The sequence below is a fragment of the Scandinavium sp. M-37 genome (assembly GCF_043558715.1).
GTDB lineage: Bacteria > Pseudomonadota > Gammaproteobacteria > Enterobacterales > Enterobacteriaceae > Scandinavium > Scandinavium vulneris_A.
Genome location: NZ_JBIGIN010000018.1, coordinates 13,234 through 39,878, shown reverse-complemented (window position 1 = coordinate 39,878; position 26,645 = coordinate 13,234). Strand labels below are relative to the sequence as shown.

19 protein-coding genes, 1 tRNA gene and 2 pseudogenes are annotated in these 26,645 nt (G+C 54.9%); 13 read left to right on the top strand and 9 right to left on the bottom strand.

Annotated elements, in window-relative coordinates:
- The first annotated feature begins 1 nt into the window (after window position 1).
- The 4 genes from nqrE (at window position 2) to dinB (ending at window position 3,253) form a co-directional block, all read left to right on the top strand.
- Window positions 2–598 carry an NADH:ubiquinone reductase (Na(+)-transporting) subunit E gene (nqrE, locus tag ACG0Z5_RS14295; RefSeq protein WP_319626599.1) on the top strand — a complete coding sequence of 199 codons (597 nt, stop codon included), beginning with the start codon at window positions 2–4 and terminating at the stop codon, window positions 596–598.
- An 11-nt stretch (window positions 599–609) separates the two neighbouring features.
- On the top strand, window positions 610–1,833 hold the full coding sequence (gene nqrF / locus ACG0Z5_RS14290) for an NADH:ubiquinone reductase (Na(+)-transporting) subunit F (RefSeq protein ID WP_319626600.1): 1,224 nt from the start codon (window positions 610–612) through the stop codon (window positions 1,831–1,833).
- 2 nt (window positions 1,834–1,835) lie between these two features.
- Window positions 1,836–2,051 carry a (Na+)-NQR maturation NqrM gene (gene nqrM / locus ACG0Z5_RS14285; RefSeq protein WP_394448428.1) on the top strand — a complete coding sequence of 72 codons (216 nt, stop codon included), beginning with the start codon at window positions 1,836–1,838 and terminating at the stop codon, window positions 2,049–2,051.
- Window positions 2,052–2,194: 143 nt separating this feature from the next.
- Window positions 2,195–3,253 carry a DNA polymerase IV gene (gene dinB / locus ACG0Z5_RS14280; RefSeq protein ID WP_394448305.1) on the top strand — a complete coding sequence of 353 codons (1,059 nt, stop codon included), beginning with the start codon at window positions 2,195–2,197 and terminating at the stop codon, window positions 3,251–3,253.
- Between the two features lie 92 nt (window positions 3,254–3,345).
- On the opposite strand, the gene pepD is transcribed toward dinB, so the two are convergent.
- On the bottom strand, window positions 3,346–4,803 hold the full coding sequence (pepD, locus tag ACG0Z5_RS14275) for a cytosol nonspecific dipeptidase (protein ID WP_394448303.1): 1,458 nt from the start codon (window positions 4,801–4,803) through the stop codon (window positions 3,346–3,348).
- A gap of 257 nt (window positions 4,804–5,060) precedes the next feature.
- Here pepD and gpt point away from each other — a divergent pair, with 257 nt between their 5' ends.
- The 3 genes from gpt to crl all read left to right on the top strand — a co-directional run bounded on the left by gpt (window position 5,061) and on the right by crl (window position 7,335).
- Window positions 5,061–5,519 carry a xanthine phosphoribosyltransferase gene (gene gpt / locus ACG0Z5_RS14270; protein ID WP_097161350.1) on the top strand — a complete coding sequence of 153 codons (459 nt, stop codon included), beginning with the start codon at window positions 5,061–5,063 and terminating at the stop codon, window positions 5,517–5,519.
- A 115-nt stretch (window positions 5,520–5,634) separates the two neighbouring features.
- The gene (gene frsA, locus ACG0Z5_RS14265) at window positions 5,635–6,879 is read left to right on the top strand and encodes an esterase FrsA (RefSeq protein WP_394448301.1); all 1,245 of its coding nucleotides are present in this window, start codon (window positions 5,635–5,637) and stop codon (window positions 6,877–6,879) included.
- A 57-nt stretch (window positions 6,880–6,936) separates the two neighbouring features.
- On the top strand, window positions 6,937–7,335 hold the full coding sequence (gene crl / locus ACG0Z5_RS14260; RefSeq protein ID WP_394448299.1) for a sigma factor-binding protein Crl: 399 nt from the start codon (window positions 6,937–6,939) through the stop codon (window positions 7,333–7,335).
- 59 nt (window positions 7,336–7,394) lie between these two features.
- On the opposite strand, the gene ACG0Z5_RS14255 is transcribed toward crl, so the two are convergent.
- Entirely contained in the window at window positions 7,395–8,492 is a 1,098-nt protein-coding gene (locus tag ACG0Z5_RS14255; RefSeq protein WP_394448297.1) for a porin, read from the bottom strand.
- Window positions 8,493–8,766: 274 nt separating this feature from the next.
- Between ACG0Z5_RS14255 and proB the strand changes: the two genes are divergently transcribed.
- The 6 genes from proB (at window position 8,767) to ACG0Z5_RS14225 (ending at window position 15,472) form a co-directional block, all read left to right on the top strand.
- Window positions 8,767–9,870 (top strand): glutamate 5-kinase, encoded by a 1,104-nt coding sequence (gene proB, locus ACG0Z5_RS14250; RefSeq protein ID WP_394448295.1) that lies wholly within the window; start codon window positions 8,767–8,769, stop codon window positions 9,868–9,870.
- A 10-nt stretch (window positions 9,871–9,880) separates the two neighbouring features.
- Window positions 9,881–11,134, top strand: coding sequence for a glutamate-5-semialdehyde dehydrogenase (proA, locus tag ACG0Z5_RS14245; RefSeq protein WP_394448293.1), 1,254 nt, complete (start codon window positions 9,881–9,883; stop codon window positions 11,132–11,134).
- A gap of 115 nt (window positions 11,135–11,249) precedes the next feature.
- A tRNA-Thr gene (locus tag ACG0Z5_RS14240) sits at window positions 11,250–11,325 on the top strand.
- A gap of 163 nt (window positions 11,326–11,488) precedes the next feature.
- Window positions 11,489–12,676, top strand: a complete 1,188-nt coding sequence (locus ACG0Z5_RS14235; protein WP_394448292.1) for a tyrosine-type recombinase/integrase — start codon at window positions 11,489–11,491, stop codon at window positions 12,674–12,676.
- Window positions 12,677–12,939: 263 nt separating this feature from the next.
- Complete coding sequence (locus ACG0Z5_RS14230; RefSeq protein ID WP_394448290.1) at window positions 12,940–14,673, top strand: hypothetical protein; 1,734 nt, start codon at window positions 12,940–12,942, stop codon at window positions 14,671–14,673.
- Between the two features lie 139 nt (window positions 14,674–14,812).
- A complete protein-coding gene (locus ACG0Z5_RS14225) occupies window positions 14,813–15,472 on the top strand; it encodes a hypothetical protein (protein ID WP_394448288.1) in 660 nt (219 codons plus the stop codon).
- Between the two features lie 300 nt (window positions 15,473–15,772).
- Here ACG0Z5_RS14225 and ACG0Z5_RS14220 read toward each other — a convergent pair whose 3' ends face one another.
- The 7 genes and pseudogenes from ACG0Z5_RS14220 to paoC form a co-directional block, all read right to left on the bottom strand.
- Window positions 15,773–16,663 (bottom strand): DUF4434 family protein, encoded by an 891-nt coding sequence (locus ACG0Z5_RS14220; RefSeq protein WP_394448287.1) that lies wholly within the window; start codon window positions 16,661–16,663, stop codon window positions 15,773–15,775.
- Window positions 16,663–18,978 (bottom strand): annotated as a pseudogene (locus ACG0Z5_RS14215) (NfrA family protein); the annotation flags it as partial. The gene ACG0Z5_RS14220 and the pseudogene ACG0Z5_RS14215, both read right to left, overlap by 1 nt.
- A 311-nt stretch (window positions 18,979–19,289) precedes the next feature.
- Entirely contained in the window at window positions 19,290–21,533 is a 2,244-nt protein-coding gene (gene nrfB / locus ACG0Z5_RS14210) for a cyclic di-3',5'-guanylate-activated glycosyltransferase NrfB (RefSeq protein WP_394448286.1), read from the bottom strand.
- A 55-nt stretch (window positions 21,534–21,588) separates the two neighbouring features.
- Window positions 21,589–22,695 carry a non-hydrolyzing UDP-N-acetylglucosamine 2-epimerase gene (gene wecB, locus ACG0Z5_RS14205; protein ID WP_394448284.1) on the bottom strand — a complete coding sequence of 369 codons (1,107 nt, stop codon included), beginning with the start codon at window positions 22,693–22,695 and terminating at the stop codon, window positions 21,589–21,591.
- 246 nt (window positions 22,696–22,941) lie between these two features.
- Entirely contained in the window at window positions 22,942–23,493 is a 552-nt protein-coding gene (locus tag ACG0Z5_RS14200) for an NTP transferase domain-containing protein (RefSeq protein ID WP_394448283.1), read from the bottom strand.
- A pseudogene (locus ACG0Z5_RS14195) lies at window positions 23,474–24,434 on the bottom strand (XdhC family protein); the annotation flags it as partial. The gene ACG0Z5_RS14200 and the pseudogene ACG0Z5_RS14195, both read right to left, overlap by 20 nt.
- Window positions 24,435–24,443: 9 nt before the next feature.
- A complete protein-coding gene (gene paoC / locus ACG0Z5_RS14190) occupies window positions 24,444–26,642 on the bottom strand; it encodes an aldehyde oxidoreductase molybdenum-binding subunit PaoC (protein ID WP_394448282.1) in 2,199 nt (732 codons plus the stop codon).
- Window positions 26,643–26,645: the final 3 nt, after the last annotated feature.

Sequence of the window (26,645 nt, the reverse complement as noted above, 5' to 3'; positions counted from 1 at the left end):
TATGGCTCACTACATTAGTCTTTTTGTCCGCGCAGTGTTCGTTGAAAACATGGCGTTGGCCTTCTTCCTCGGCATGTGTACGTTCCTTGCGGTGTCGAAGAAAGTCTCTACGGCGTTCGGCCTGGGGGTGGCGGTCACGGTGGTTCTCGGTATTTCTGTGCCGGTCAACAACCTGATTTACAACCTGGTGCTGCGCGACGGTGCGCTGGTTGAAGGGGTGGATCTTAGTTTCCTCAACTTCATCACCTTTATCGGGGTGATCGCGGCTCTGGTGCAAATTCTCGAGATGATCCTCGATAAGTATTTCCCGTCGCTGTACACCGCGCTGGGGATCTTCCTCCCATTGATCGCCGTGAACTGTGCGATCTTTGGTGGCGTCTCGTTTATGGTTCAGCGCGACTACAACTTCCCTGAATCTGTGGTCTACGGCTTTGGATCCGGCATCGGCTGGATGCTGGCGATCGTCGCGATGGCGGGGATTCGCGAGAAGATGAAATACGCCAACGTGCCCGCAGGACTGCGTGGCTTAGGGATCACCTTTATCACCACCGGACTGATGGCATTAGGGTTTATGTCGTTCTCCGGCGTGCAGCTATAAGGGCGTAGGTTATGGAAATTATTCTTGGCGTGGTGATGTTCACGCTGATTGTTCTCGCGCTGTCACTGCTGATTCTGGCGGCGCGCGCGAAGCTGGTGAATTCCGGCGACGTAGTGATAGAAATCAACAACGAAGCCGACAAGCAAATCCGTACCCCGGCGGGGGACAAACTGCTGAACACGCTGTCGAGCAACGGCATTTTCGTGTCGTCTGCCTGCGGCGGGGGCGGTTCCTGCGGCCAGTGCCGGGTGACGGTGAAAGAGGGCGGCGGCGATATTCTGCCGACCGAACTGTCGCACATCAGCAAGCGTGAAGCGAAAGAGGGCTGCCGTCTGGCGTGTCAGGTCGCCGTGCGTCAGGACATGAAAATTGAGCTGCCGGAAGAAATCTTTGGCGTGAAGAAATGGGAATGCGAAGTTATCTCCAATGATAACAAAGCCACCTTCATCAAAGAGCTCAAACTGGCAATCCCGGAAGGTGAAAGCGTACCGTTCCGCGCGGGCGGCTATATTCAGATTGAGTGCCCGTCGCACAAAGTGGCCTACGCCGATTTTGACGTGCCGGACGAATACCGCGGGGACTGGGATAAATTCAATCTGTTCCGCTATGTTTCCGAAGTCAAAGAGCCAACGCTGCGCGCCTATTCGATGGCGAACTACCCGGATGAGAAAGGCATTATTATGCTTAACGTCCGTATCGCCACGCCGCCGCCGTCAGCGCCGGATGTGCCGCCGGGTATTATGTCCTCTTACATCTGGTCGCTGAAAGCGGGCGATAAGGTGACGATTTCCGGGCCGTTTGGTGAGTTCTTTGCCAAAGATACCGACGCCGAAATGGTATTTATCGGCGGTGGCGCAGGGATGGCCCCGATGCGTTCGCACATTTTCGATCAGCTCAAGCGCCTGGGCAGCAAGCGTAAAATCAGCTTCTGGTATGGGGCGCGTTCGCTGCGTGAAATGTTCTACGACGAGGAGTTTGAACAGCTGGCGCGGGAAAACCCGAACTTCACCTTCCACGTGGCGCTGTCCGATCCGCAGCCGGAAGATAACTGGACCGGGCATACCGGGTTCATTCACAACGTCCTGTATGAGAACTACCTCAAACATCACGCTGCGCCGGAAGACTGTGAGTTCTATATGTGTGGGCCACCGGTGATGAACGCGGCGGTAATCCGTATGCTGAAAGATCTTGGCGTTGAGGATGAAAACATCATGCTCGATGATTTTGGAGGCTGATGATGTTAACGGTATTTCTGGCGACCTTTGTGGTGTTTGTGCTGGTCATCTTCGGTATGTCACTCGGCTATCTGGTGAAGCGTAAAAGCATCCAGGGCAGCTGCGGCGGCATCTCGTCGCTGGGGATGGAAAAAGTGTGTGACTGTCCGGAACCCTGCGATGCGCGGAAAAAACGGATGGCCCGCGAAGCGCAGCGCCAGCAAAACCGTATCCTCTAGTCCGTGATGTAGGCCCGGCAAAAGCAGTGCCGTCGGGCAAAAAAGGCCGGGTGGCGCTCTGCTTACCTGGCCTACAAAACCCCACGCTTCTCATTCCTGATAAATATACTGTATACTTACACAGTAATCTGTGAGGGCTGAGTATGCGCAAAATTATCCACGTTGATATGGACTGCTTTTTTGCCGCCGTTGAAATGCGGGATAATCCAGCCCTGCGCGATATTCCGATTGCCATCGGTGGCAGCCGTGAACGGCGCGGCGTTATCAGCACCGCCAATTATCCGGCGCGTAAATTTGGTGTGCGCAGCGCAATGCCCACCGGCATGGCTCTCAAACTTTGCCCGCATCTGACGCTGCTGCCGGGCCGCTTTGATGCCTATAAAGAGGCATCCATTCATATCCGGGAGATCTTCTCCCGCTACACCTCGCTGATTGAACCGCTGTCGCTCGACGAAGCCTATCTCGATGTGACCGACAGCCTGCACTGTCAGGGGTCTGCCACGCTGATGGCACAGGAAATTCGCCAGACCATCGAACGTGAACTGAATCTCACCGCCTCGGCGGGCGTCGCCCCAGTGAAGTTTCTCGCCAAAATCGCCTCCGATCTCAACAAGCCCAACGGCCAGTACGTGATAACGCCTGACGAAGTGCCTGCGTTCCTGAAAACGCTGACGCTGTCGAAAATTCCGGGAGTGGGGAAAGTCTCTGCCGCCAAGCTCGAAGGCATGGGACTGCGCACCTGTGAAGATGTGCAGAACAGTGATTTGGCAATGCTACTCAAACGCTTTGGCAAATTTGGTCGGGTGCTGTGGGAGCGCAGTAACGGCATCGACGAGCGCGATGTCAACAACGAGCGACTGCGCAAATCGGTTGGCGTTGAGCGCACGCTGGCGGAGGACATTCATGAATGGGCAGACTGCGAAGCGATCATCACCCGACAGCTTTATCCCGAACTGGAGCGTCGGCTGGCGAAGGTTAAACCGGATCTGTTGATTGCCCGTCAGGGCGTAAAACTCAAGTTCAACGATTTTCAGCAGACCACGCAGGAGCACGTCTGGCCGAAGCTCAATCAGGAAGATTTGATTGCCACGGCCTATAAAGCCTGGCATGAACGACGCGGTGGACGCGGAGTACGGCTGGTGGGATTACACGTCACGCTGCTCGATCCGCAGCTTGAAAGACAGTTGGTGTTGGGATTGTAGCGTGGTTGAATGCCCGGCGGCGCTAAGCTGGCATCGGCCTACAGGTTTTGTAGGCCCGATAAGCGCCAGCGCCATCGGGCAATATCAAAGACTTACTTCGCTGGAATAGATTTCAGCAGTTCGGTCAGCAGGGTCCAGTACTGGCCCACGCTTTCGATATGAACCTGCTCATCCGGGGAGTGTGGTCCGGTGATGGTTGGTCCGATGGAAACCATGTCCATGTCCGGGTACGGTTTTTTGAACAGACCGCATTCCAGACCGGCGTGGATAATCTGAATGTTCGGGGTTTTGTTGAACAGACGCAGATAGGTTTCACGTACCAGGTGCATAACCGGGGAGTTCGCATCTGGCTGCCAGCCCGGGTAACCGCCTTTCGGTGCCGTTTGCGCGCCCGCCATTTTACCCAGCGACTCCAGCATGCTGACCACGTAGTCTTTACCGCTGTCGATCAGGGAACGGATCAGGCAGATGATTTCCACGTTGTCGTCATGCATGGTGACCACGCCGACGTTCAGAGAGGTTTCAACCACGCCTTTCGCCACGTCGGAATTACGGATCACGCCGTTCGGGGTGGCATTCAGCAACTGAATGAAGGTATCGCGAGATTTTTCGCTCAGGGCATTTTTATCCGCGCTCACGGCTTCCAGAACCACGGTCAGATTCTTCTCTTTCGCCGCCAGTTCGTTTTTCAGGATTGAGAGGTACTCATCAGCCAGCGCTTTCAGGGTTTCCACTTTTGCTGCCGGAACGGCAACGGTGGTGAAGGCTTCACGTGGGATGGCGTTACGCAGGGTGCCGCCGTTGAAATCCACCAGACGGAGGTCTAATTCTGCTGCGTGACCGGCCAGGAAGCGCGCCAGCAGTTTGTTGGCATTGCCCAGACCTAAATGAATGTCGCCGCCGGAGTGACCGCCTTTCAGGCCTTTCAGCGTCAGCTTAAAGCTCTGGAAGCCCGCAGGAATCGCTTCACGGGTCAGCGGCAGGGTGGTGATGAAATCGATCCCGCCCGCGCAGCCCATGTAGATCTCACCTTCTTCTTCAGAATCGGTGTTGATCAGAATGTCAGCCTGCAGCCAGTTTGCCTGTAAACCAAATGCCCCGTCCATGCCCGCTTCTTCGGTCATGGTCAGCAGCACTTCCAGAGGACCGTGTTCCACGGTGTCATCAGCCAGCACCGCCAGCGCAGAGGCCATACCGATGCCGTTATCTGCACCCAGCGTGGTGCCGCGGGCTTTCACCCACTCGCCGTCAATGTACGGCTGAATCGGATCTTTAGTGAAGTCGTGTACGGTGTCGTTGTTTTTCTGCGGCACCATATCGAGGTGCGCCTGCATGACCACCGCTTTACGGTTTTCCATGCCCTTAGTGGCGTCTTTACGGATCAGGATGTTACCGACCTGGTCGCGCTCTGCGTGCAGACCTTTTTCCTTCGCCCAGCCCATGATGTGTTCGGCAAGCTGTTCTTCGTGATAGGACGGGTGGGGAATGGAACAGATTTTGGCAAAAATATCCCACAGCGGCTGCGGGGATAATTGAGACAGTTCAGACACGGTAAGTCTCCTTACGGCTCCTGCAAAAGTGACTTGCAGGTAATGGGTTAGCAATGACAACCAGGCCGCTGGCCTGACTTGCGAGATGCCGTTGAGAATACCACTTTCTGCTGTCTCTGCTAGTACAGGCTGTGCAAAAACTCCCTGCAAGGCCGTTAAGCACTGGTTTTTAGTGCGCCAGATCTCTATAATCTCGCGCAACCTGGAATCACCCCGAACATTTTTTAAGCCGTATTAACAGGCTGGGATACAATCACATGAGCGAAAAATACGTCGTCACCTGGGACATGTTGCAGATCCATGCACGCAAACTGGCCGCGCGCCTGATGCCCTCCGAGCAGTGGAAAGGCATTATTGCCGTTAGCCGTGGAGGCCTGGTACCGGGCGCTCTGCTGGCGCGTGAACTGGGTATTCGTCATGTGGACACCGTCTGCATTTCCAGCTACGACCACGACAACCAGCGCGAGCTGAAAGTGCTCAAGCGTGCGGAAGGCGATGGTGAAGGCTTTATCGTGATTGACGATCTGGTCGACACTGGCGGCACCGCGGTGGCTATCCGTGAAATGTATCCAAAAGCGCATTTCGTCACTATCTTCGCTAAGCCGGCAGGTCAGCCGCTGGTTGATGACTACGTGATTGATATCCCGCAGGATACCTGGATTGAGCAGCCGTGGGATATGGGCGTGGTGTTCGTTCCGCCTATCAGCAGCCGTTAATCCACGCAGCTGACAAAAAAATCACAAATCACAACGCCCGGTTTACCGGGCGTTGTTCTTTTTAGCGCCGGGCGAGTTACAATAGACGCTATGTCGTATTAATGGAGTCTATGCGATGCCAGAAGCCAATCTCAGCGAAGTTCTCTTTAAACCACGTTTCAAGCACCCGGAAACCTCGACGCTGGTGCGTCGCTTCAATCATGGCACCGAAACGGCGGTGCAATCTGCACTGGACGGCAAAAATGTGCCGCACTGGTATCGGATGATGAACCGCCTGATGTGGGTCTGGCGCGGCGTCTCGCCCCAGGAAATCCTCGACGTGCAGGCGCGCATCGTCATGAGCAGCAATGAGCGCACCAACGAAGATCTGTACGACACCGTAGTGGGCTATCGCGGCGGGAACTGGATCTACGAATGGTCTAAGCAGGCAATGCTCTGGCAGCAAAAAGCCGGGCAGGAACAGGACGATGCGCTCAGCGGCCGCCACTGGCTGCATGCCTCTAATCTCTACAGCATTGCCGCGTACCCGCACCTGAAAGGCGACGACCTGGCCGAACAGGCTCAGGCGCTGGCCAATCGGGCTTATGAAGAAGCCGCCCAGCGTTTACCCGGCTCAATGCGTGAACTCGAATTCACCATTCCTGGCGGCGCATCGGTGAGCGGCTTCCTGCACATGCCGCCGGGCGAAGGACCCTTCCCGACGGTGCTGATGTGCGGCGGGCTGGATGCCTTGCAAAGCGACAACTACAGCCTGTTCGAGCGATACCTTGCCCCGCTCGGGATAGCCATGCTGACCCTGGATATGCCGTCGATTGGCTTCTCGTCGAAATGGAAACTGACTCAGGATTCCAGCTTCCTGCATCAGCAGGTACTGAAATCGCTGCCGAACATTCCGTGGGTCGATCACACGCGCGTCGCGGCGTTTGGCTTCCGCTTCGGGGCGAACGTGGCGGTACGCCTAGCGTATCTGGAATCATCGCGTCTGAAAGCGGTGGCGTGTCTGGGGCCGGTGGTTCACGGTTTGTTGAGTGACCCGCAGCGGCAGAGTCATGTGCCGGAGATGTATCTCGACGTGTTGGCTTCGCGTCTGGGCATGCATGATGCCTCCGACGATGCGCTGCGCGTTGAGCTTAACCGCTACTCGTTGAAAACGCAGGGGCTATTGGGTCGTCGGTGCCCGACGCCAATGCTGTCCGGCTACTGGCAGAACGATCCGTTTAGCCCGGAAGAAGAGTCGCGCTTAATCACCTCGTCATCTGCGGATGGCAAGCTGATGCAGATCCCATTCAAGCCGGTTTACCGCAATTTCGATAAAGCGTTGAAAGAAATTGCCGGATGGATCAATCAGAGATTTAGTTAATAGATTGCTAAATTCTATTGATTTGGTAAAACAGTTACATCACTAAAGGAGACTGTAATGACGTTACCGAGTGGACACCCGAAGAGTAAACTGATCAAGAAATTCACTGCCCTTGGCCCGTATATCCGCGAAGAGCAGTGTGAGGATAATCGCTTCTTTTTCGATTGCCTGGCCGTCTGCGTCAATGTCAAACCCGCACCGGAGCTGCGTGAATTCTGGGGCTGGTGGCTGGAAATGGAAGCGCACGAGAAGCATTTTACCTACAGCTACCAGTTTGGCCTGTTCAATAAAGAAGGTCACTGGCAGCCTACGGCTATCAAAGATGCTGAAGTCACCGCTCGTCTGGAGCAGACGCTGCGTGATTTTCACGTTCGTGCCCGCGATCTGTTGAAGACGTTCGATCTGGCACTCGAACCTGCGGATGATGTGAAACAGCCGGTCAGATTGTCGGCGTAAAAAGCGAAACACATAAAAAAGGCCCTTCATCACTGAAGGGCCTTTTACTTTGGAGAGAATCAGAACTGATAAACCAGACCCAATGCCACTACGTCGTCGTTATTCAGTGCCAGTTTATTATCGTCGCTCAGCTGGTTGATTTTATAATCAACAAAGGCTGACATATTTTTATTGAAGTAGTAGGTGGCCGCCACGTCGATATATTTCACCAGATCCGCATCGCCCACGCCCTCAATATCCTTACCTTTAGACTGGACATAACCGATGGACGGACGCAGACCAAAGTCAAATTGATATTGCGCGACCAGTTCTAACGCCTGGTTTTTATTCGCGAAGCCGCTGACTTTAGTATCCACACCACCGATAGAAGCGGTACCAGAAATTGGCGTCATATTACGGGTTTCCGCATAAATCGCCGCCAGGTAAACGCTGTTTGCGTCATATTTAAAGCCGGTGGTCCAGGCTTCTGCGTCAGACCCTTTGCCGAAGGTTCCGTCCTGCTGGGTCAGCGTACGGTTGGAATTAGAATAGGCCGCGCCGAGGGTGAAACCAGAATCGCCGAAGTCATAGCTCAGAGAAGTACCGAAGCCGTCACCGTTCGCCTTGGTTGCCGCGCGGCCGTCGTTCTCGTTCTTGCCCTGATACTGGAGCGCCAGCTTCAGACCATCAACCAGGCCAAAGAAGTTGTTGTTGCGGTAGGTCGCCATGCCGTTACCGCGGCCGGTCATGAAGTTGTCAGTTTTCACGAAGGAGTCATCCCCGAATTCCGGGATCATATCCGTGTAAGCCGCGACGTTGTACAGCACGCCGTAGTTGCGACCGTAGTCGAATGAGCCAATGTCACCCGCTTTCAGGCCAGCAAACGCCAGACGGGTTTTGGTGGTCGCCGGGTCACCTTCCACTTTGTTGGCGGCAACCTGGTATTCCCACTGACCAAAACCGGTCAGCTGATCGTTAATTTGGGTTTGGCCCTTAAAGCCCAGACGAATATAAGACTGGTCACCGTCCACAGCATCGTTATCGCTCATATAATGCTCAGCTTTAACGCGGCCATACAGATCTAATTTATTACCATCTTTATTGTAGATTTCTGCGGCCTGTGCAGCGGTGGAAGAGATTACGCCCAGTACCATTAATGCCAGTGTGCTTTTTTTCATTTTCAACCCTGTTCAAAATACGCGCTAAAATTTGGGAACTCGCCCGATTTAAAAAACAGGAAGGGTTGTAACTCTGCGAAATGAAAGTTTTATGACAAAGTAAGAATAATTTTAAATAACTGTTATCGCGTGTTTCTGTCATAAAAAAGTCATTTTCTGCCGCTACGCTTCCTGATCCCGCGCAACAAAGTGCCACGCAACGCCTTCGGGGAGTTGGCAAGTGGCCTGAGTCCTGTTACAACGTCTTTTTCGTAATGATGAATGGCAGAGAATCATGAGTGACAGCCAGACGCTGGTCATTAAACTGGGTACCAGTGTTTTAACCGGGGGCTCGCGCCGCCTTAATCGCGCCCATATCGTTGAATTAGTGCGTCAGTGCGCGCAGCTACATGCCGCAGGGCATCGGATTGTAATCGTCACGTCTGGCGCGATTGCCGCCGGGCGCGAACATCTTGGCTACCCGGAACTCCCTGCCACTATCGCCTCAAAACAGCTGCTGGCTGCGGTCGGCCAGAGTCGTCTGATCCAGCTTTGGGAACAGATGTTTTCCATCTATGGCATTCACGTCGGCCAGATGCTGCTGACCCGAGCAGACATGGAAGACAGAGAGCGTTTCCTTAACGCGCGTGACACCCTGCGCGCACTGCTCGATAACCATATCGTGCCAGTGATTAACGAAAACGACGCCGTCGCCACCGCTGAAATTAAAGTCGGTGATAACGATAATCTGTCGGCCCTGGCGGCTATTCTGGCGGGTGCGGACAAACTGCTGCTGCTTACCGATCAGCAGGGGTTGTATACCGCTGATCCGCGTACCAATCCACAGGCCGAACTGATCCAGGACGTACACGGCATCGACGACGCGCTGCGGGCGATTGCCGGAGACAGTGTTTCCGGCCTCGGCACCGGCGGCATGGGCACTAAACTGCAGGCAGCGGACGTCGCATGCCGTGCGGGAATCGACACCATCATCGCTGCGGGCAGCCGTCCTGGCGTGATTGGCGATGTGATGGAAGGCATCGCCGTCGGCACCCGTTTCCACGCGCAGACCTCACCGCTGGAAACCCGAAAACGCTGGATTTTCGGCGCACCACCGGCCGGTGAAATTACCGTTGATGAAGGGGCCGTCTCCGCGATTCTGGAAAGAGGAAGCTCATTACTTCCAAAAGGAATTAAAAGCGTGACAGGCAACTTCTCCCGTGGTGAAGTGATCCGTATTCGAACTCTCGACGGTCGCGATATCGCCCACGGCGTCAGCCGCTATAACAGCGATGCGCTGCGCCGGATTGCCGGACATCATTCGCAGCAAATCGACGCCATTCTCGGCTATGAATATGGCCCTGTTGCCGTCCATCGCGACGACATGATCACCCGTTAAGGAGCCTGTAATGCTGGAACAAATGGGCATCGCTGCTAAAGCGGCCTCGTACAAACTGGCGCAGCTTTCAGGGCGTGAAAAGAATCAGGTTCTGGAAAAGATTGCTGATTATCTGGAAGCACAGACCGATATCATCCTGCGTGCTAACGCCCAGGATCTCGACGACGCGCGTGCCAATGGCCTGAGCGAGGCGCTGCTTGACCGCCTGGCGCTCACACCAGCGCGTTTAAAAAGCATTGCCGATGACGTGCGTCAGGTGTGTAAACTGGCCGATCCGGTTGGGCAAGTGATTGACGGTGGGCAACTCGACAGCGGCCTGCGCATCGAACGTCGCCGCGTCCCGCTTGGTGTGGTTGGGGTTATCTATGAAGCACGGCCGAACGTTACCGTCGACGTCGCATCCCTGTGCCTGAAAACCGGCAACGCGGCGATCCTGCGCGGCGGGAAAGAGACCTGGCGCACCAATGCGGCCACCGTGAAGGTTATCCAGCAGGCGCTGGAAGAGTGCGGCTTACCGGCTGGTGCGGTGCAGGCGATTGAAAGCCCGGATCGCGCGTTGGTCAGTGAAATGCTGCGCATGGATAAATACATCGACATGTTGATCCCACGCGGCGGCGCTGGCCTGCACAAGCTGTGCCGCGAGCAATCGACCATACCGGTGATCACCGGCGGGATTGGCGTGTGCCATATTTACGTTGATGATTCGGCAGAGTTTGAACCGGCGCTGAAGATTATCGTCAATGCCAAAACCCAGCGCCCAAGCACCTGTAATACCGTGGAAACGCTGCTGGTGCATAAGGCGATTGCCGACACCTTCCTGCCTGCAATGAGCAAGCAGATGGCCGAGAGCGGCGTGACGCTGCACGCGGATGCCAACGCGCTGACCCCGTTGCGCAATGGCCCGGCGAGCGTGGTGCCGGTGGAGAGCCAGCAATATGACGACGAATATCTGTCGCTGGATTTAAACGTCAAACTGGTTGATGACCTGGACGACGCCATTGCGCATATTCGCCAGCACGGCACGCAGCACTCTGATGCGATCCTGACCCGCACGTTGCGTCACGCCGACCGCTTTATCAACGAAGTCGACTCTTCGGCGGTGTACGTCAATGCGTCGACCCGCTTCACTGACGGCGGCCAGTTTGGCCTCGGCGCAGAAGTGGCGGTGAGCACACAGAAACTGCACGCGCGCGGCCCGATGGGCCTCGAAGCCCTGACCACCTATAAGTGGATAGGCTTCGGCGACGATACAATTCGTGCTTAACTAAAAAACGGGTGATGCAAAAATAGGCGTTTGATTCATAAGGCCATTGACGCATCACCCGCAGAGTTTTAACCTTTTACCCCGAAGCACATCCCCTGTGTTTTGCCGTATCAGTGCCGATATAGCTCAGTTGGTAGAGCAGCGCATTCGTAATGCGAAGGTCGTAGGTTCGACTCCTATTATCGGCACCATTTCAAACTCTTCCCAAGTCTACCGAAATCAACTAAAAGCCCGTATACTGCGGTTTCTGGCCCGTATCTTATCTCCTGTTATCAACTGGACTCAACCGAAATCAAGTCGCAGTTGGGGGCATAAGTGGGGGCATTCTGTGTTCGGTCCAGGGAGATGCCCCCAATGAAGCTTAATGCACGACAGGTAGATGCTGCTAAACCCAGAGAGAAAGCCTACAAGCTAGCAGATGGTGCAGGCTTGTATCTTGAAGTTGTTCCTTCTGGTTCTCGATACTGGCGGATGAAATATCGCTTCAATGGAAAAGAGAAACGTATAGCTTTTGGTGTCTATCCGGCAGTGTCCCTTGCACAAGCGAGGGCACTACGTGATGAAGCCAAGAAAAAGCTGGCCGAAGGTATCGATCCATCGTTTGCCAAGAAAGAAGAAAAGTTGGTTCGCGATGTGCAGCTCAATAATACGTTTCAGGCTGTGGCACTTGAATGGCACGGAACGAAGGTGAGCCGGTGGTCAGAAGGTTATGCCTCCGACATTATCGAAGCCTTCAATAAAGATATTTTCCCTTATATTGGCCAACTGCCGGTGAATGACATCAAGCCTTTGGTTCTGCTGAATGTGCTACGTCGAATGGAAAGCCGTGGCGCGACAGAGAAGGCCAAGAAGGTTCGCCAGCGTTGCAGTGAAGTCTTTCGTTACGCCATCGTTACCGGTCGTGCGGAATACAATCCTGCAGCGGATCTTACCAGTGCAATGTCAGGGCATGAATCGAAGCATTATCCCTTCCTTACTGTTGAGGAGTTACCAGAATTCTTTAAAGCTCTCGCAGGCTACACAGGAAGCCCGTTAGTTGTTCTTGCCGCTCGTCTGCTGATCCTTACAGGAGTTCGTACTGGCGAGCTCCGAGGTGCTTTCTGGAGTGAATTTGATCTTGAGAAAGCGGTATGGGAAATCCCTACAGAGCGTATGAAGATGAAACGGCCTCACCTTGTCCCCCTCTCTACCCAAGCGCTGGAAATCGTACAGCAACTCAAAGTGATGTCAGGGCGATATCCACTGGTGTTCCCGGGACGTAATGATCCCCGCAAGACGATGAGTGAAGCGAGTATTAATCAGGTGTTTAAGCGGATTGGATATACGGGGAAGGTAACGGGGCATGGTTTCCGCCATACGATGAGTACGATTTTGCATGAGGAAGGGTTCAATACGGCATGGATTGAAACCCAGCTTGCGCATGTCGATAAGAATGCAATTCGTGGGACGTATAACCATGCGTTGTATCTGGAAGGAAGGAGGGAGATGATACAGTGGTACGGGAATTTTATTGATGGGCTAGAAATGGGAAAATTGTTGTAAAAGTAAATATCACGAAGCAAACATAGCAAAAAAAAACAGCCATTAAGGCATCTTGATGGCTAATTCAATATCTTTTTTTGTATAAAAAATGAGTTGTTCGGGAATAGGTAAACGTTCTCGCTTTACACTCTGGTTACAACGAGCGGGGAGCATTGGTTTAGAGGTGATGGAATCCTACGCTTGACGCAAAAGTGCATGGCGGCATTCTCGAACATTTTCTTCGCATGTATACGATGGTGGAACTCGTATTTAAGAGGTAATGAATGGCTGAAAGAGAACAAGAAAAAGGGGTGGCGCCATCAAAATTCATGCGCGAACTGCGTCCTGAATTTTACTCGGATACCAGCGATCGCACAGCATATCAGCTCGATGCCTCGGCACTTGAGTACCACCTCGATAGTATTACATCGCGTAACCAGACCCATGATTTCGAGATATTTTGTCGCAAGTTGTGCGAACGCACGATCTGTCCAAACTTGAAGCCTGCTACCGGTCCGGAGGGAGGAGGGGACAGCAAAGCTGATTCAGAAACTATTCCGATTGCCGACGAGATTGCTACTCTCACGTATGTGGGGGACGCAAATGCTGCACAGGAGCGTTGGGCATTCGCTTTCAGTGCTAAGAGAAAGTGGGCGGAGAAAGTTCGCAATGACGTTGCAGGCATTGTGGCTACGCAGCGTGGCTATCAGAAAGTTTATTGTGTAACAGCGCAGTTCGCTCGGGCGAAGGATCGCGCCCGCGTCGAGGATGAACTTTCGAAACAGTACGGTGTGACCATCACTATTCTTGACCGGAGTTGGATTGTTGATCAGGTCGTCAGTAATGATCGTAAGGACCTAGCCTTTAATTACCTTGGTGTAGGGCAGGAGGTTGCAGGCTCAAGGCGTCTGGGGCCCACAGATTACTCCCGCTCACAGCAACTTGAAGACATCGAGAAAACGCTCGGCAATCCGGAGGCATTTTCTGGGATGAAAATGCAACGAGTTACGGAATCTCTGGTGGCAGCTAAGTTGTCGCGTAATCTAGAGCTCCCACGAATCGAGACAGATGGTCGGTTTGCTCGTGCAATTCGACTCGCTGAACAAGATGGAACTTATCGCCAGAAGTTGGAAGCGCACTACGAGTCCATCTGGACCGCCTTTTGGTGGTTCGATGACATCGCGTATTTGAACGGAAGGTACGACGAGTTTGCGAATCTGGTGAGCGACACGGATCACGCCATAAACCTTGAGTTTCTTTGTAATCTAGTACAATTGCTATTCAACTCGGTCATTCATCAGCATTTGACGGTCGAAGAGGCTAGGCTTGAAGAGCGAGCATCTAGATTGACCGAGAGGTTAAAGCTAATTGCTGAGAATAAAGAACGTCCAAATAATGCCTTGGAGGCCCTGTCGTCGTTACTCGTCATAGAAGTCAATCAGGCGATACTTAAACAAGATACTGAAAAACTGAGTTCGCTATGGCCGCAGTTCTCGGATGTCGTCAAGCGTGCGAGAGGTCTCGGTGAGTTTTCTGCTGAGCGTTTGACTAAAATGATTGAGGTGTTCGGGCTCGTCGCCGGTAAGGACAATAGTTATGTCCAACTGGTTGACGAGGTAGCAGCGTTTGTTTCTGAACGTACCGGTGAGGCTCAGGGGGCGTTAGTGCTTCTCAAGCGAGCGCAACAACTCGATTTCGAAGATAACTTCGAAATCATTCGTTTGTTGGGCAAAGCCGCGCGGCAACTCACTAAAAAAGAATATGCCGATTCTCTGATCGAAGCGCTGCAACTGCTCACGTTTGCTTATCGTAGTGCCGGATTGCTCTGGGCTGCGCGGGCTACATGCATTTTTGCAATGGCTTCGATGTTCATCGAAGCCGAGGAGGACAGTGACCTTTCGGCTTCGATCGTACCCATGGTTATGGCCCTCGCTTGGATTGCTGTCGAACTTCGGCATCTTCCAGACGCTCTCGAAGCTGTTCGGTTAGTTCGAGGTTGTACGGCGATGCTTCCGTGACCTGCTCCCCGTTGATTAACACACCGCGATGTTAGTCATGTCTTCATAATGGCCCTCTTGTTAGCAAGTAGATTTCCTTATTTCCATTAGCTAAACTGTGCGGCTGGATTCCTCCCAGCGACCACGCGCAGAGCGAACCATGATCCGCAGAAACAAACCATTTAATACTCTTTCCCGCCGTCGGCGTCGTGCCCGGACACAACACGTCAAGAATCTGATCCACCGCGAGCGTCACCGCTGCGGAGGGCTGCATTATGATGATTGCGATTCTGAAAATGCAGAGGCCATTGCTGCGGGTTGGGTGTGGACCTGGAGCGATGTTTTATTCTTGGGTAATTCGCCCGATATGTACTGGAATGCGGAAATCATTACCATTGACGTGGCGCGTGCGGATATTGTGGAAAATCTGGTTTTTGAAGAAGCGCATGCCATGTTGAGCCAAAACCAGCAGGAAGATGAAGCCCGTATGGAGACAACGCCAAACTACAATGCGAAAGGGAAGGTGGTTGGCCATACGGTGGTAGAACGTACCCGCGTTTCTTATCCTCAATTCGGTGGGTTAACCTATTTCGACTACATTGATAAACGCTTGGCCGAGGTCATGCGCGATAATCCGCCTGTAGTTACTCCTGGCTACCGTATTCAATCTGGCTATCGTAGCGGCATTGGTTTGCAAATCATCGTGGATGAGTCTGTGCTCACTCGCGAGATTATCGACAGTGCGATCCGCTCATTTTTGGCTGGGGATATGCCCCTGGTCACTCAAGTAAACAAGATGATGAAGCAAACTCTTTGTTGAGCAACCCAGCAATAAACGCTGTAATGCATCCGATGAAATCTATGGCGGGTGAATGAACGTGTGAACAAGAATTCGTCCCAGTAGTAGCCCCAGATGCCACAGGAATGATTTCAGATATCAAGGCTGATACCTGATACTTTTGAACTCTACTAAAAAAAAGAGCTGTTCGGCATACCGACATTTGGGGGTACTTATGAGGGGATGCTAAAAGATCGAATAAAACAAAGTTATTAAAAATTAATATCTTTATGTTGGTTTTTTGCTCCTATTATCGGCACCATTTCATCTTCCCCAAACCCTTCACCTCCCCAACAAATCTTTCGCCAGCGGTAAATAGCGTAGCGAAAAATAGAGCCTGTCTTTACCACAGTTCGGTTTTTGCCTCAGACGTGCTTTAAGCTCTTCTGGTGCCAATGATGTGGCACTAAACGTCTTTCCCGGCTGGGTCTGAAACAGCTCGTATACAACACCACGGGCAGGCGTAGTGGGCTGACAACCGGCGGCGCTGTCCAGATAGAGCCGTCGTTGCGGCGGGGTCAGCGTCTTCACCCCATAGCCGTCCTGCACCCACACGCCGATACCGCGCTGTTCAATTTCAGTAAGCATTTCGGCATAGCTTGCCGGGGTCATATGTCCGGCGAAGAAGCTGCTGATATACACCGGTTTATTCTCGACCTGCGCCAGCTGCTGGCGCGTATCGCCCAGCCATTGCAGCAGTTGTTCTCTGGCCTGAGGATTACGCCAGTTCAAATCGTCGATTTCGGCACTGAGATACCAGCCGTCGGGGTGAAAATCTGCGCGCTCAGTCCAGCGTTTTGCCTGTTGCATATCGGCGACCCGCAGGCGGCCAAGATAGTGACTCAGCGCGGCGGCAGGTTGCTTTTGCCGGGTGAAAAACTCAGGGTCGGCGTTGAGACCCACGATCACTTTTAGCCCTGCGGCCTGGGCGGCGGTGGCCCGCTGCTGAAGTCGCTCACTGCTACTTTTATCGGCGAACGCGCTGCCATACTGCGTCCACTGCAACACCAGGGTGTCAAAGCCTTCACCCCGCAACGACTGCATTAATGTGGCCCATTGCGGGCTGGACACCGTGTTGTCCCGCAGCTGCGGTTGCCAGAAAATCGCTTTCATTGCATGCGTCCACGGGCTGACCAGCATCATCAGCAGTAAAAGATGACGAACTTTCAGCATTACCAGTGAACTCCTACGGTTAAGAAAGCGTTGTTTCGCTCGCCTGCTTCCTGATTAATGGTTTTGAAGGTGCGCTGATACTCGAGGCCCAGACTGACTTTATGCGGCCAGGCGTCGTACTGCGTCTGACTGGTCCAGATATTCCAGCGGACGCCGATCCCACCCAGTTGAGCGCCTTCCGTATGGCCATCGCGGTAGCCGTTAATCTGCAGGTGAGCGTAAGGTTCGAGAGTCTGGTTGGATGCCACTTTTTGATGCCAGCTGGCACGATAGTCGGCGGTCCAGGCCTGAATATCCTGCCGCACATACTGCGCGGCATCGAGATAGAGGTTCTGCGCAAACCAGCCGCTGCCGTTCGGATGCCACTCATCGCTGTATTTACCGCCATTGAAGAACGAGGCGCTGGCGCGCAGCATGGTGTCAGTTTTGCCATGATGCTTATCCAGCGGGAACTGCTCTTCCACCGCCAAAAAGAAGGTCTGATCGTGTAACGGTTTCCAGCGAAGGCCAGCCCCGAGCATCGGATTTTTCACGGGTAGCATGACGCCGCTGTCGCCGGTATCGGCAAACAGGCGGGTGTAGACTGACAGCATATCGCCCTCGACCAGCATATTGCGGCCCAGGCGGTATTCGGCTTCCAGTTGTCCGTAGCTTCGATAGCTCTGCCCCGGAGCTGCGCCGCCGGGTTGAGCGCTGGCTGAACTTCTGGCCCCGGATCGCAGGCCAATCGACGAATCAAAATTGAAGGTCCAGCGTCGGCCAATATCTTCATGCAGGCGACGCACGTTGTAGCGTTCCTGATTTTGATCTGCAGTTAACGGCGTGACGTCCGCAGTGGCATTCAGTTCATCGGTGACCTGACGGGCATAAAGCTGCGTCTGTGGAATGTCACCTAAACGCTCATTCACATACATGACCTGGCGGATCAGCTGTGGATCGTCCGGGGTGGCTTTGAGCGCTTTTTCCAGCACCTCGCGGGACTGAGCGTACTGCTGATTGCTCCACAGGGCGTACCCCAGTGCCGCCAGTGTGGCGTTATTATCAGACTCTAGGAGCAGAGCCTGTTGCAGGTCAGCGATAGCGTCCTCTGTGCGATGATGTTCCCGGTAGACAGTCGCACGCGCGGTCAACGTTGCTACCGTCGGCTGAATAGCGATGGCTCGATTGAGTTCCGCCAGCGCTAATTCTGGCTGGGCAGGGAGGTAGCGTTGGGCATGGAGCCACAACCAGCTTTCGCGGTTATCGAGCCCACGTGTCTGCGCTTCATCCAGCCAACGGTCGCGCGCTCGGGTATCACTTGCGGCCTGAGCGGTATTAGCGGCGGCCATCAAATCGTCATCGCTCATTTCTGCCACCGGCAGTGATTTCCATGCGCGCAGCGCGGTGGCGTAATCCTCAACCGCATAGGCCTGGTAGGCCACGGCCCGGTGCTGATAGGCACTCGGCTGACGCGCTTGCGCCTGTTGCAGAGCATACAGCGCCACGCCCGGCAGGCTATGGCGGTCGCATTGCGCGAGTTGGTTCCAGGCCGTGGCGTCATAGTGTGGGGACATATCGCCCAGAAGCTGGCGGGTGGTCTGGCAATCGGCGTTCACGCCGGGGAGCTGACTTTGTAACTGGCGTAAGGTGGTGGTTGGCAAAGGCGCCCTCAGACGAGCCATCTGCGTGGGGGTCGCCAGGTCGGGATAACGCTGCAGCAGACCGGCGAGGCGACGCATCAGTTTTTCCGTCTCCAGGGATGCGCCAGCGAACGGATAGTGTTCAAGCAGCAGGGACGCGGCTTGCCGATGCTGGCCGTTTTGCATCAACTGCCAACTCAGCCTGTCGAGGATTTCATTCGTCGCAAACTGTGGCTGGTACTGTTTGAGCAGCTGTGGCGATGCATTGCTTCGTGAGATCAGATACAGCCAGTTTGTCTCCTGCCCGGCGTGGTCAAACGTCGGATGGTGAGTGGCGAGATACGCCTGCAGCTTCGCCGTTTCTCCTCGCGTCGCCAGGGTGCTGGCCCAACCCAACTGTTCAGGGGCGCGGGTGAACAGACCTTCGGCCTGAAGCGCCTGTAGACGTTGGTCCAGTTCACCAGCAATCAGGACGTTAAACCACTGTTTTTTCTCGGCGCTATTCAGCATTTTGCGACGGTGCTTGCGCGCAAAGATTTCATCCGCTTTGCGCCAGTCTTTGAGATAAATGGCGCGCTGTAATGCGTTATTTTCCCGCGCCAGACGTTGCGCCGCCGTCGTGACCGTCGTGGTTTTACGCGGGATCGCGGCCAGCTGTTGCTTCAGCCGGGCATCCTGCGGGTGGAGTTTCAACTGGGTATTAAGTAGCTGGAATGCCAGGTCGTCATGCCCAAAATGGCGGTACGCTTCAGCCAGATACAGCGTCAGCGGGATATTGTCTGGCGCTTGCTGATGAATATGGCGAAATTCCCGCAGTGCAGAGTGCTCATCGTTTTGTTTCTGTGCCCGTAGGGCTTTTTCCAGATGCGGATAAATCACAAAATGGCGATAGTCGCTGAGGCCAAGTTCTGCCGCACTGGTGCCCAGCGGTGCGGTCTGCGCCATGACGCTGCCGCTAAACAGCGAAGCGATCAGCAGGCTAATCAGTTTGGGGGCGTGTTCCCTTTTCATGTGCGTTGCTCCTGCTCGGGCGCCAGTTCAGCCAGCTGGGTGTCGGTCAGCCCTTCATTTTCGAGGAGCGAAGACATCGAAAGCTGCAGCGCTTGCTGGCGTTGCAGGACCGTATCGAGCGTTTGCTGTGTGACCACTCCTTCAGAGACTAAAAATTCACCGAGCGGTTTTTCACTGCGTTCGTGGCGAAGCAGCAGGGCGCTCATCGACGAGCGATTGATGTGTCCCAGGGTGGTTAACACTTCGGCAAACAGCAGCTGATAAGGAACGAATTGCTGCCACAGTGCATCGGCGCGCTGTGCGTCTAACCAGCCTTTAGTGACGGCGGCGTTCAGCAAGGCGCGGTCGTCAACTTCACGACGGCGGGCATACCAGTAACGAAGCCCGGTCACGACCTGGCCGCGTGGCACGATGACATAGTTTACGCTGCAGCCCATTTTGCGTTCGAGCGCTGCCAACGAGACCGGATCGATCCCGTCTTCGCTGGCCACCGTCAGTGTTTTGCCTTCTTTGCGCAGCGGCAGAACCGCGTAACGCAGCGCAATCGCCGCAGACATCTGGCCGATAAGCTCGGGGGCAATGTCCCAGGCGTCGATAGATTCCATCTGGACGCCACTTTGCGCTGCCAGGGCAACGGCCAATTGTTCAGCCGTAATCAGCCCCTGCATGAACAATGATCCACCCAGGCGTAAGCCGATAACACGGTGGGTCAGCGCATGCTCGAGCTGTTCGTTGCTGATGACGTTCTGCTCAAGCAGTATCTGCCCCAACGGGCGCAGGGCACGGTTTTCACCGGTCACGCTCGGGAAATCGTGAGTCGTTTTGTCCCATGCGACGCGGCGCGGATCGCCATGCTGGATGACCTGACGCAGAGCGCGCCAGTTGGCCATAAAGTTGATCATATTGCCCCAAAACAGGCGCAGTATGGACAGCAGCCCCTGTGGCAATCCGTAATACACGGTCACGAAAATCACACGTTGCAGAATGCGGTTCACCATCAGGGCAAAGTTGCACCACAGCAACGTCACCAGCCACGGGCCGCCGGTGAAAATGGACAGGAACTGCCAGGCATCAGGCCAGACGCGCTGGTAGATAAGCAGCAGCACCAACTGGATCATGATGATCATCGCGAAGAAGCTCAGGAAGTTGCTGATAGCCCCTTTGCGATCGCGCCACAGGAAGTAATTGAGCGTCGGACTTTGGGTCCAGCGGTGGGTTTTAAACCCCTGGAACACAATCCCGATTATCCAGCGAGATTTCTGACGCATGGCGGTGGTGAAGGTGTCCGGGAAATATTCACGCACGCAGATAACTGACGATGATCGCTTGCGTTGCAGAAACTTACGCGCTTTTCTCGCCTGTGCGGAATCATCCACCACCGGGAAGCGGACAAAAACCTCTGTCATGCCTTTCGCCTTCAGGCGAAAGCCGATGTCGTAATCTTCGGTCAGACTCTGCACGTCGAACGCGATCCCGTCCCCGTCTGCCAGCAGCGCCATGACCGCGCGACGGCTGAAGCAGGTGCCGACGCCCGCGCTAGGCACCTGCCCGGCGATGGCCTCACGAACCGGGACGTCTTTGCCGTGCAGCTCGGCGAACTCATCAATGTAAGACATGCTGGTGAAATGATGCCATTCGCGTTCGAACGGGTAGACCGGAATTTGAATCAGGTCCTTTCTATCGACCAGATAATTAAACAGGCGTAGTTCCATCGGCGAAATAACATCTTCGGCATCATGCAGAATAAATCCGGCAAAGGTGAAGTTTGCGCTGCGTTCAAATTGGGTAATTGCATCGAGAATATTATTCAGGCAGTCCGCTTTACTGGTGGGGCCAGGGCGCGCGCAGACGACTTTATGTACGTTAGGAAAACGGGCACAGACTTCATCCACGTCGCGTTGAGTATCCGGATCGTTGGGATAGGTGCCGACAAAAATATGGTAGTTCTCATAATCCAGCGTCATGGCCGCCAGCTCGGCCATGTTGCCGATAACCCCCGTCTCATTCCAGGCCGGCACCATAATCGCCAGGGGCTTTTCATCTGGCTGATAGAGGGCGCGATAGTCCATATGCGGATGGCGACGGTAAACGGTGACCGCCCGGACCATGCGGCGGAACCAGTAGATGATATCGATGAATAGATCATCTAATCCACTGATCAGCATCATGATTGCCAATGCAATTGCAACCATCTTGAGTCCATACAGGTAAGTTGAAAAAACGTCTATGAACCCGCTCATTATTTCACCAGCAATGATTGATATTTAACAGAGAGATTGTTCTGCGCAGGAGTGGCTAGCGATGGAAATACGCTTTGATAGCGTTAACAATTTTGATACTGGCGTGACCATCTCCGTAAGGGGACGTCCCAATCACCATTTGATTGTATTCCTCAGGGCTATCAAGCAGTCGCGAGACGTTATCAATGATGCTTTGTTCCTCGGTGCCGGTCAGGCAGGTCGCACCCGCTATCAGCGCCGCGGTGCGCTCTGTTTCCTGACGCAATACCAGCACCGGTTTGCCCAGGGCAGGGGCTTCTTCCTGCACGCCGCCTGAATCCGTCAGGATCAGATGCGCGCGTTTCATTGCGCTGACAAACTGCTCGTAGCCCAGTGGATTAATTAATTTAATGCGTTCATTTTCGGCGAGAATACCGTAAACCGTTTCCCGCACGTGCGGATTTGGATGCACCGGGAATACAATACAAACATCATCATATTTGGCGATGATTTTTCGCAGGGCATTGCAAATATGCTTCAAGGGTTCGCCAAAGTTTTCCCGGCGATGTGAGGTCACCAAAATCATTCTGCCATTTTCGGGTAACGTAAAGCCAGGCTCGACATCTTGTTTTGCTGTTTCAAGTAATGCATCGATGACCGTGTTGCCGGTCATCACTATTTTATCGGCACCAATCCCTTCGCGAATCAGATTATCCTGCGCCATGTGGGTGGGGGCAAAATGCAATGCCGCCAGGTGTCCGGCAAGTATACGATTGCCTTCCTCAGGGAAGGGCGAATAAATATCGTTACTGCGTAAACCCGCTTCAACATGGGCAAAAGGTGTTTTGCGATAAAACGCCGCCAGCGCGGCAGTAAATACCGTCGTGGTATCGCCCTGGGCGATAACCATATCAGGCTTGAAACTGTCCAGTACGGCATCAATCCCGGTAATGAGTTTTGCCGTCAGCTCCGGTAATGTCTGATTCGGTGTCATTACGTCCAAATCGTAATCATAGGCAATTCCAAACAGGCTAAAGACCTGATCCAACAGATGCCGGTGCTGTGCGGTAGCAAGTACGCGGACGTCGAAGGCATTGTCATTTTGCAGTGCCATAATGACGGGTGCCATTTTTATCGCTTCAGGACGCGTACCGACCACGCATAACAGCTTTGTTTTATTCATCTTTACTTTTGTCCTGTTGGAGAATTACTGATGGGAACCTTTGTTAAATTTTAATGAATTATTAGCGCGGTTTCATTTGCCCAAACATGTAAAAATAAACGTGTGAATTATTTGTTTTCACTATGTGACGATAAAAATATCCGATGAAAGAATCATCAAGCCTCGGGGATAGATTAATGGGATGCGAAAAATTGAGTTGAAATAGGGTGGGGATACCTTATTCAGATAGGGGGCATGCCAGACTTATTAATTAGATTTATTTATCAACGTTTGAGCCCATTGCAAATCGCTCAGGGTGTCGATGTCATGCACTATGCCGTAATCGGCAAGGGCAAGATCCCTCACCTCGCCTCGTTGACGGGCGCGTTGCACAATTTCCCTTGCCCCGGCCTCGCCAGAGAGTGCCCGCAACTGTGCCTGATACGCGCGACTAAATCCCACCGGATGGCCTTGCTGCTGGGCGTAATGGGGCACGACCAGCGGTTTGTCGGACAAGCCTTCGGCCACGCGTTGCAGGGTAGCCGGTTGAATCAAGGGCAGGTCAGCGGGCAGGATCAACCAGCCGGAGGCGTGGGCCGTGGCGCACACGCCGAGCGAAATCGATTCCCCCATTCCCTGCGTGCCGCCTTCCGGACGGACGATATGCCAGCCAAGCCCGCTGGCCTCTGCCGCCCGGATAACGTGGCTGAGGACGGACTGGGTGCCTAACCGGGCATCCAGCTTGTGGGTTGTCGCCCCGGAGGCCAGAAAGCGTTCTCCGCGTCCTGCGGCGAGAATAATCACCACCGGGGAGGACACTACGCCTCTCCTGACGCGAGGCGCGCCGCTGCCACATCCGCCAGCACCGACAGCGCCAGCGAACGCGCATCGCGGGCTTTCGGGAAGATGCCAATCGGGGCTTTGATCTGCGCGATTTCATCCGCACGCCAGCCCAACGCCTTCAGTTTTTGTACCCGCTGGCAGTGGGTGCGATGGCTGCCGAGCGCTCCGATGTAAAACGGCGCGGCTTCCCGGGCGGCCTGCAACAGCGGTAGTTCCCGCTGCAAATCATGCCAGAGCAGCACCACCGCGGTGTCGGCATCCATGATCCCGGCATCAATCTGAGGGAACCTCTCACCGAGGTGGACCGCAAAGCCAGCGGCCTGTGCCAGCGAGGCGGTCATCTGCGCTTCAACCGAGCGCCCGCACACCAGCACCTGTACATCGGGCCGATACCCCACCTCAAAGCCGTCATCATGCCAGCCCGTTCGTGGCCGGGCCGGGAGGCTGCGTAGCGTCTGGGTTCGGGGATCGTAACGCAATCCACAGGGCTGACGCCGTTCAAGGCTGTTGAGCACCGCCAGCAGCGGCTGATAAGAACGCAAAACATGAATGCTCAGGGTTATGCCGCCCCCGCAGGGCAGGACGATATCGAACCACGGCGAGCCCGCCCCATAGCACACCCGGCGGTCCTCTCCGGCGGCGATGGCTTTCATCGCTTCAAAAGCGGCCGCACTTTCCACACAGCCGCCGGAAACAAATCCGCAGTAACGGCCATCCTCGCGCACCGCCATCTGCGCGCCTAAGGGTCGCGCCGCGCCGTCGTGAATGTCGATCAGGGTGACCAGGGCCGCCCGCCTCCCCGAGGTCAGCGCTTCCACCGCGAAGCGTAAAACGTCCCGGCTGTCGTCGGTCAGAAACGCCGGTTCGGGCTGCAACAGGCGGTTTTCAGGGCTGTCGAGCAGCGAAGCATTGTGCATGGCGGCTCCTTAGCTCACGTCCGGCAGGGCGTGGAGCAATTTATCCAGCGTGACGGGATAATCACGCACTCTGGCTCCCGTCGCGTTATAAATCGCATTGGCGATCGCCGCGCTAACGCCGCACAACCCCAATTCGCCCACCCCTTTGGCTTTCATCGGGGAAGAAATCGGGTCGGTATCCTCGAGGAATATCACCTCCTGCTGCGGGACGTCGGCATGAACCGGCACTTCATAGCCCGCCATATCGTGATTGACGAAATAGCCCAGACGGCTATCGACCGCCAGCTCCTCCATCAGTGCTCCGCCAAGCCCCATGGTCATCGCGCCGATAACCTGGCTGCGGGCGGTTTTCGGATTAAGAATGCGGCCTGCGGCACACACCGCCAGCATCTGCCGGACGCGAACTTCCCCGGTGGCGACATCCACCCCGACTTCGACAAAGTGCCCGGCGAAGGTCGACTGCTGATACTGCTCATCGAGATCGCCAAATTCGATAGTATCTTCCACGGTCAAGGTGCCGCCTTTCGCAGCATCCGTCAGCGGGGCGCTGTGCGTTGCATCCCTGATTTTCCCCTCAGAAAATGTCGCCTGGTTTGGGTCAAACCCCAGCGCGTGGGCTATTGCTTCGCGCAGTTTGACGCAGGCGGCGTAGACCCCGGCGGTCGAGGTGTTGGCCCCCCATTGTCCACCGGAACCGGCGGAGACCGGGAAGTGCGAGTCGCCGAGTTTGACCTCAATGTTCGCCATCGGCACGCCAAGCATTTCTGCGGCCGTTTGGGCAATTATCGTATAGCTGCCGGTGCCGATATCCGTCATATCGGTTTCCACGGTGACATTGCCGTTGGCGTCGAGATGCACGCGCGCCCCGGAGGGGGCCAGCAGGTTGTTGCGAAACCCCGCCGCCACGCCGTAACCCACCAGCCAGCGCCCATCACGAACCTGCGCGGGAACAGAATTTCGCCGCTTCCAGCCAAAATGATGCGCACCGGTACGCAGGCATTCGATCAACTGACGGCGTGAAAAAGGACGGCTGGGATCGGCCGGATCAACCTGAGTATCGTTCAGAATGCGAAACTCAACCGGATCGATGCCCGCTTTCTCGGCGAGTTCATCGATGCCAATTTCCAGCGCCATTAATCCTGGCGCCTCACCCGGGGCACGCATCGCATTGCCTTCCGGCAGGCTGAGCGTGGCAAGCCGCAGACCGGTATGGCGATTAGCCCCGGCATACAGCAGCTCTGTTTGCTGAACCGCCGTCTCCGGGGTGCCGCCCGGCAAATTACCGGACCAGCTATCATGGGCGATGGCCGTAATTTTACCGTGGCTGTCGCTGCCGAGCCGGATGTGCTGAAGGGTCGCCGGACGATGGGTGGTGTTATTGGCGATAAGCGGGCGGGGTAGCATTACTTTCACCGGGCGCTTCACCGCCCGGGCAGCGAGCGCCGCCAGCAGCGCGTCGCTCCGCAAAAACAGTTTCCCGCCAAAGCCACCACCGATGTAGGGGGAAATGATGCGGATCTTTTCTTTCGCCAACTTAAGGGTTTTCGCCAAATCGGTTCGACACCAGTCAATCATCTGGTTTGAGGTCCAGAGTGTGAGCGTGTCGCCTTCCCAGACCGCCATTGAGGCATGAGGCTCCATCGCGATATGGCTCTGGTCTGGCGTGGTATAGGTGGCATCGAGTTTCACCGCAGCCGCAGACCAAGCCGCGTCAAAATCACCGACGTTTTTATCCGGCGTGTCTTCGGGGGGCGTGGTGACGCCGGGTTTCGCCTGCGCCAGTGAGTACTCTCCCGGCTCGCGCTGATACTCTACCTGCACCAGCCCGGCGGCGGCGCGCGCCTGCTCAAAGGTGTCGGCCACCACCAGGGCGATGGCCTGATGGTAGTGTTCAATTACCGGGCCGCCGAGCAGCATGGCGGTGTTTCTCTCGCCTTTATCCAACGGCCCGGCGTTGTCGGCGGTGATCACCCCCAGCACGCCAGGCGCTTGTTGTGCCGCCTGCACGTTCAGGGTGGTGATACGTCCCTTCGCAATGGCGGACCCGACGACATAGCCGTAGGCCACGTCATCGGCTTTATCATGCCATTCATAGGCGTAGTGAGCCGTGCCGGTGGTTTTTAACGGACCATCAATTCTGTCGTGCGGGCGGCCCACCACGGTGAGTCGATCGATAGGATTTTCACCTGCCGGTTTATCAAATTTCATCTG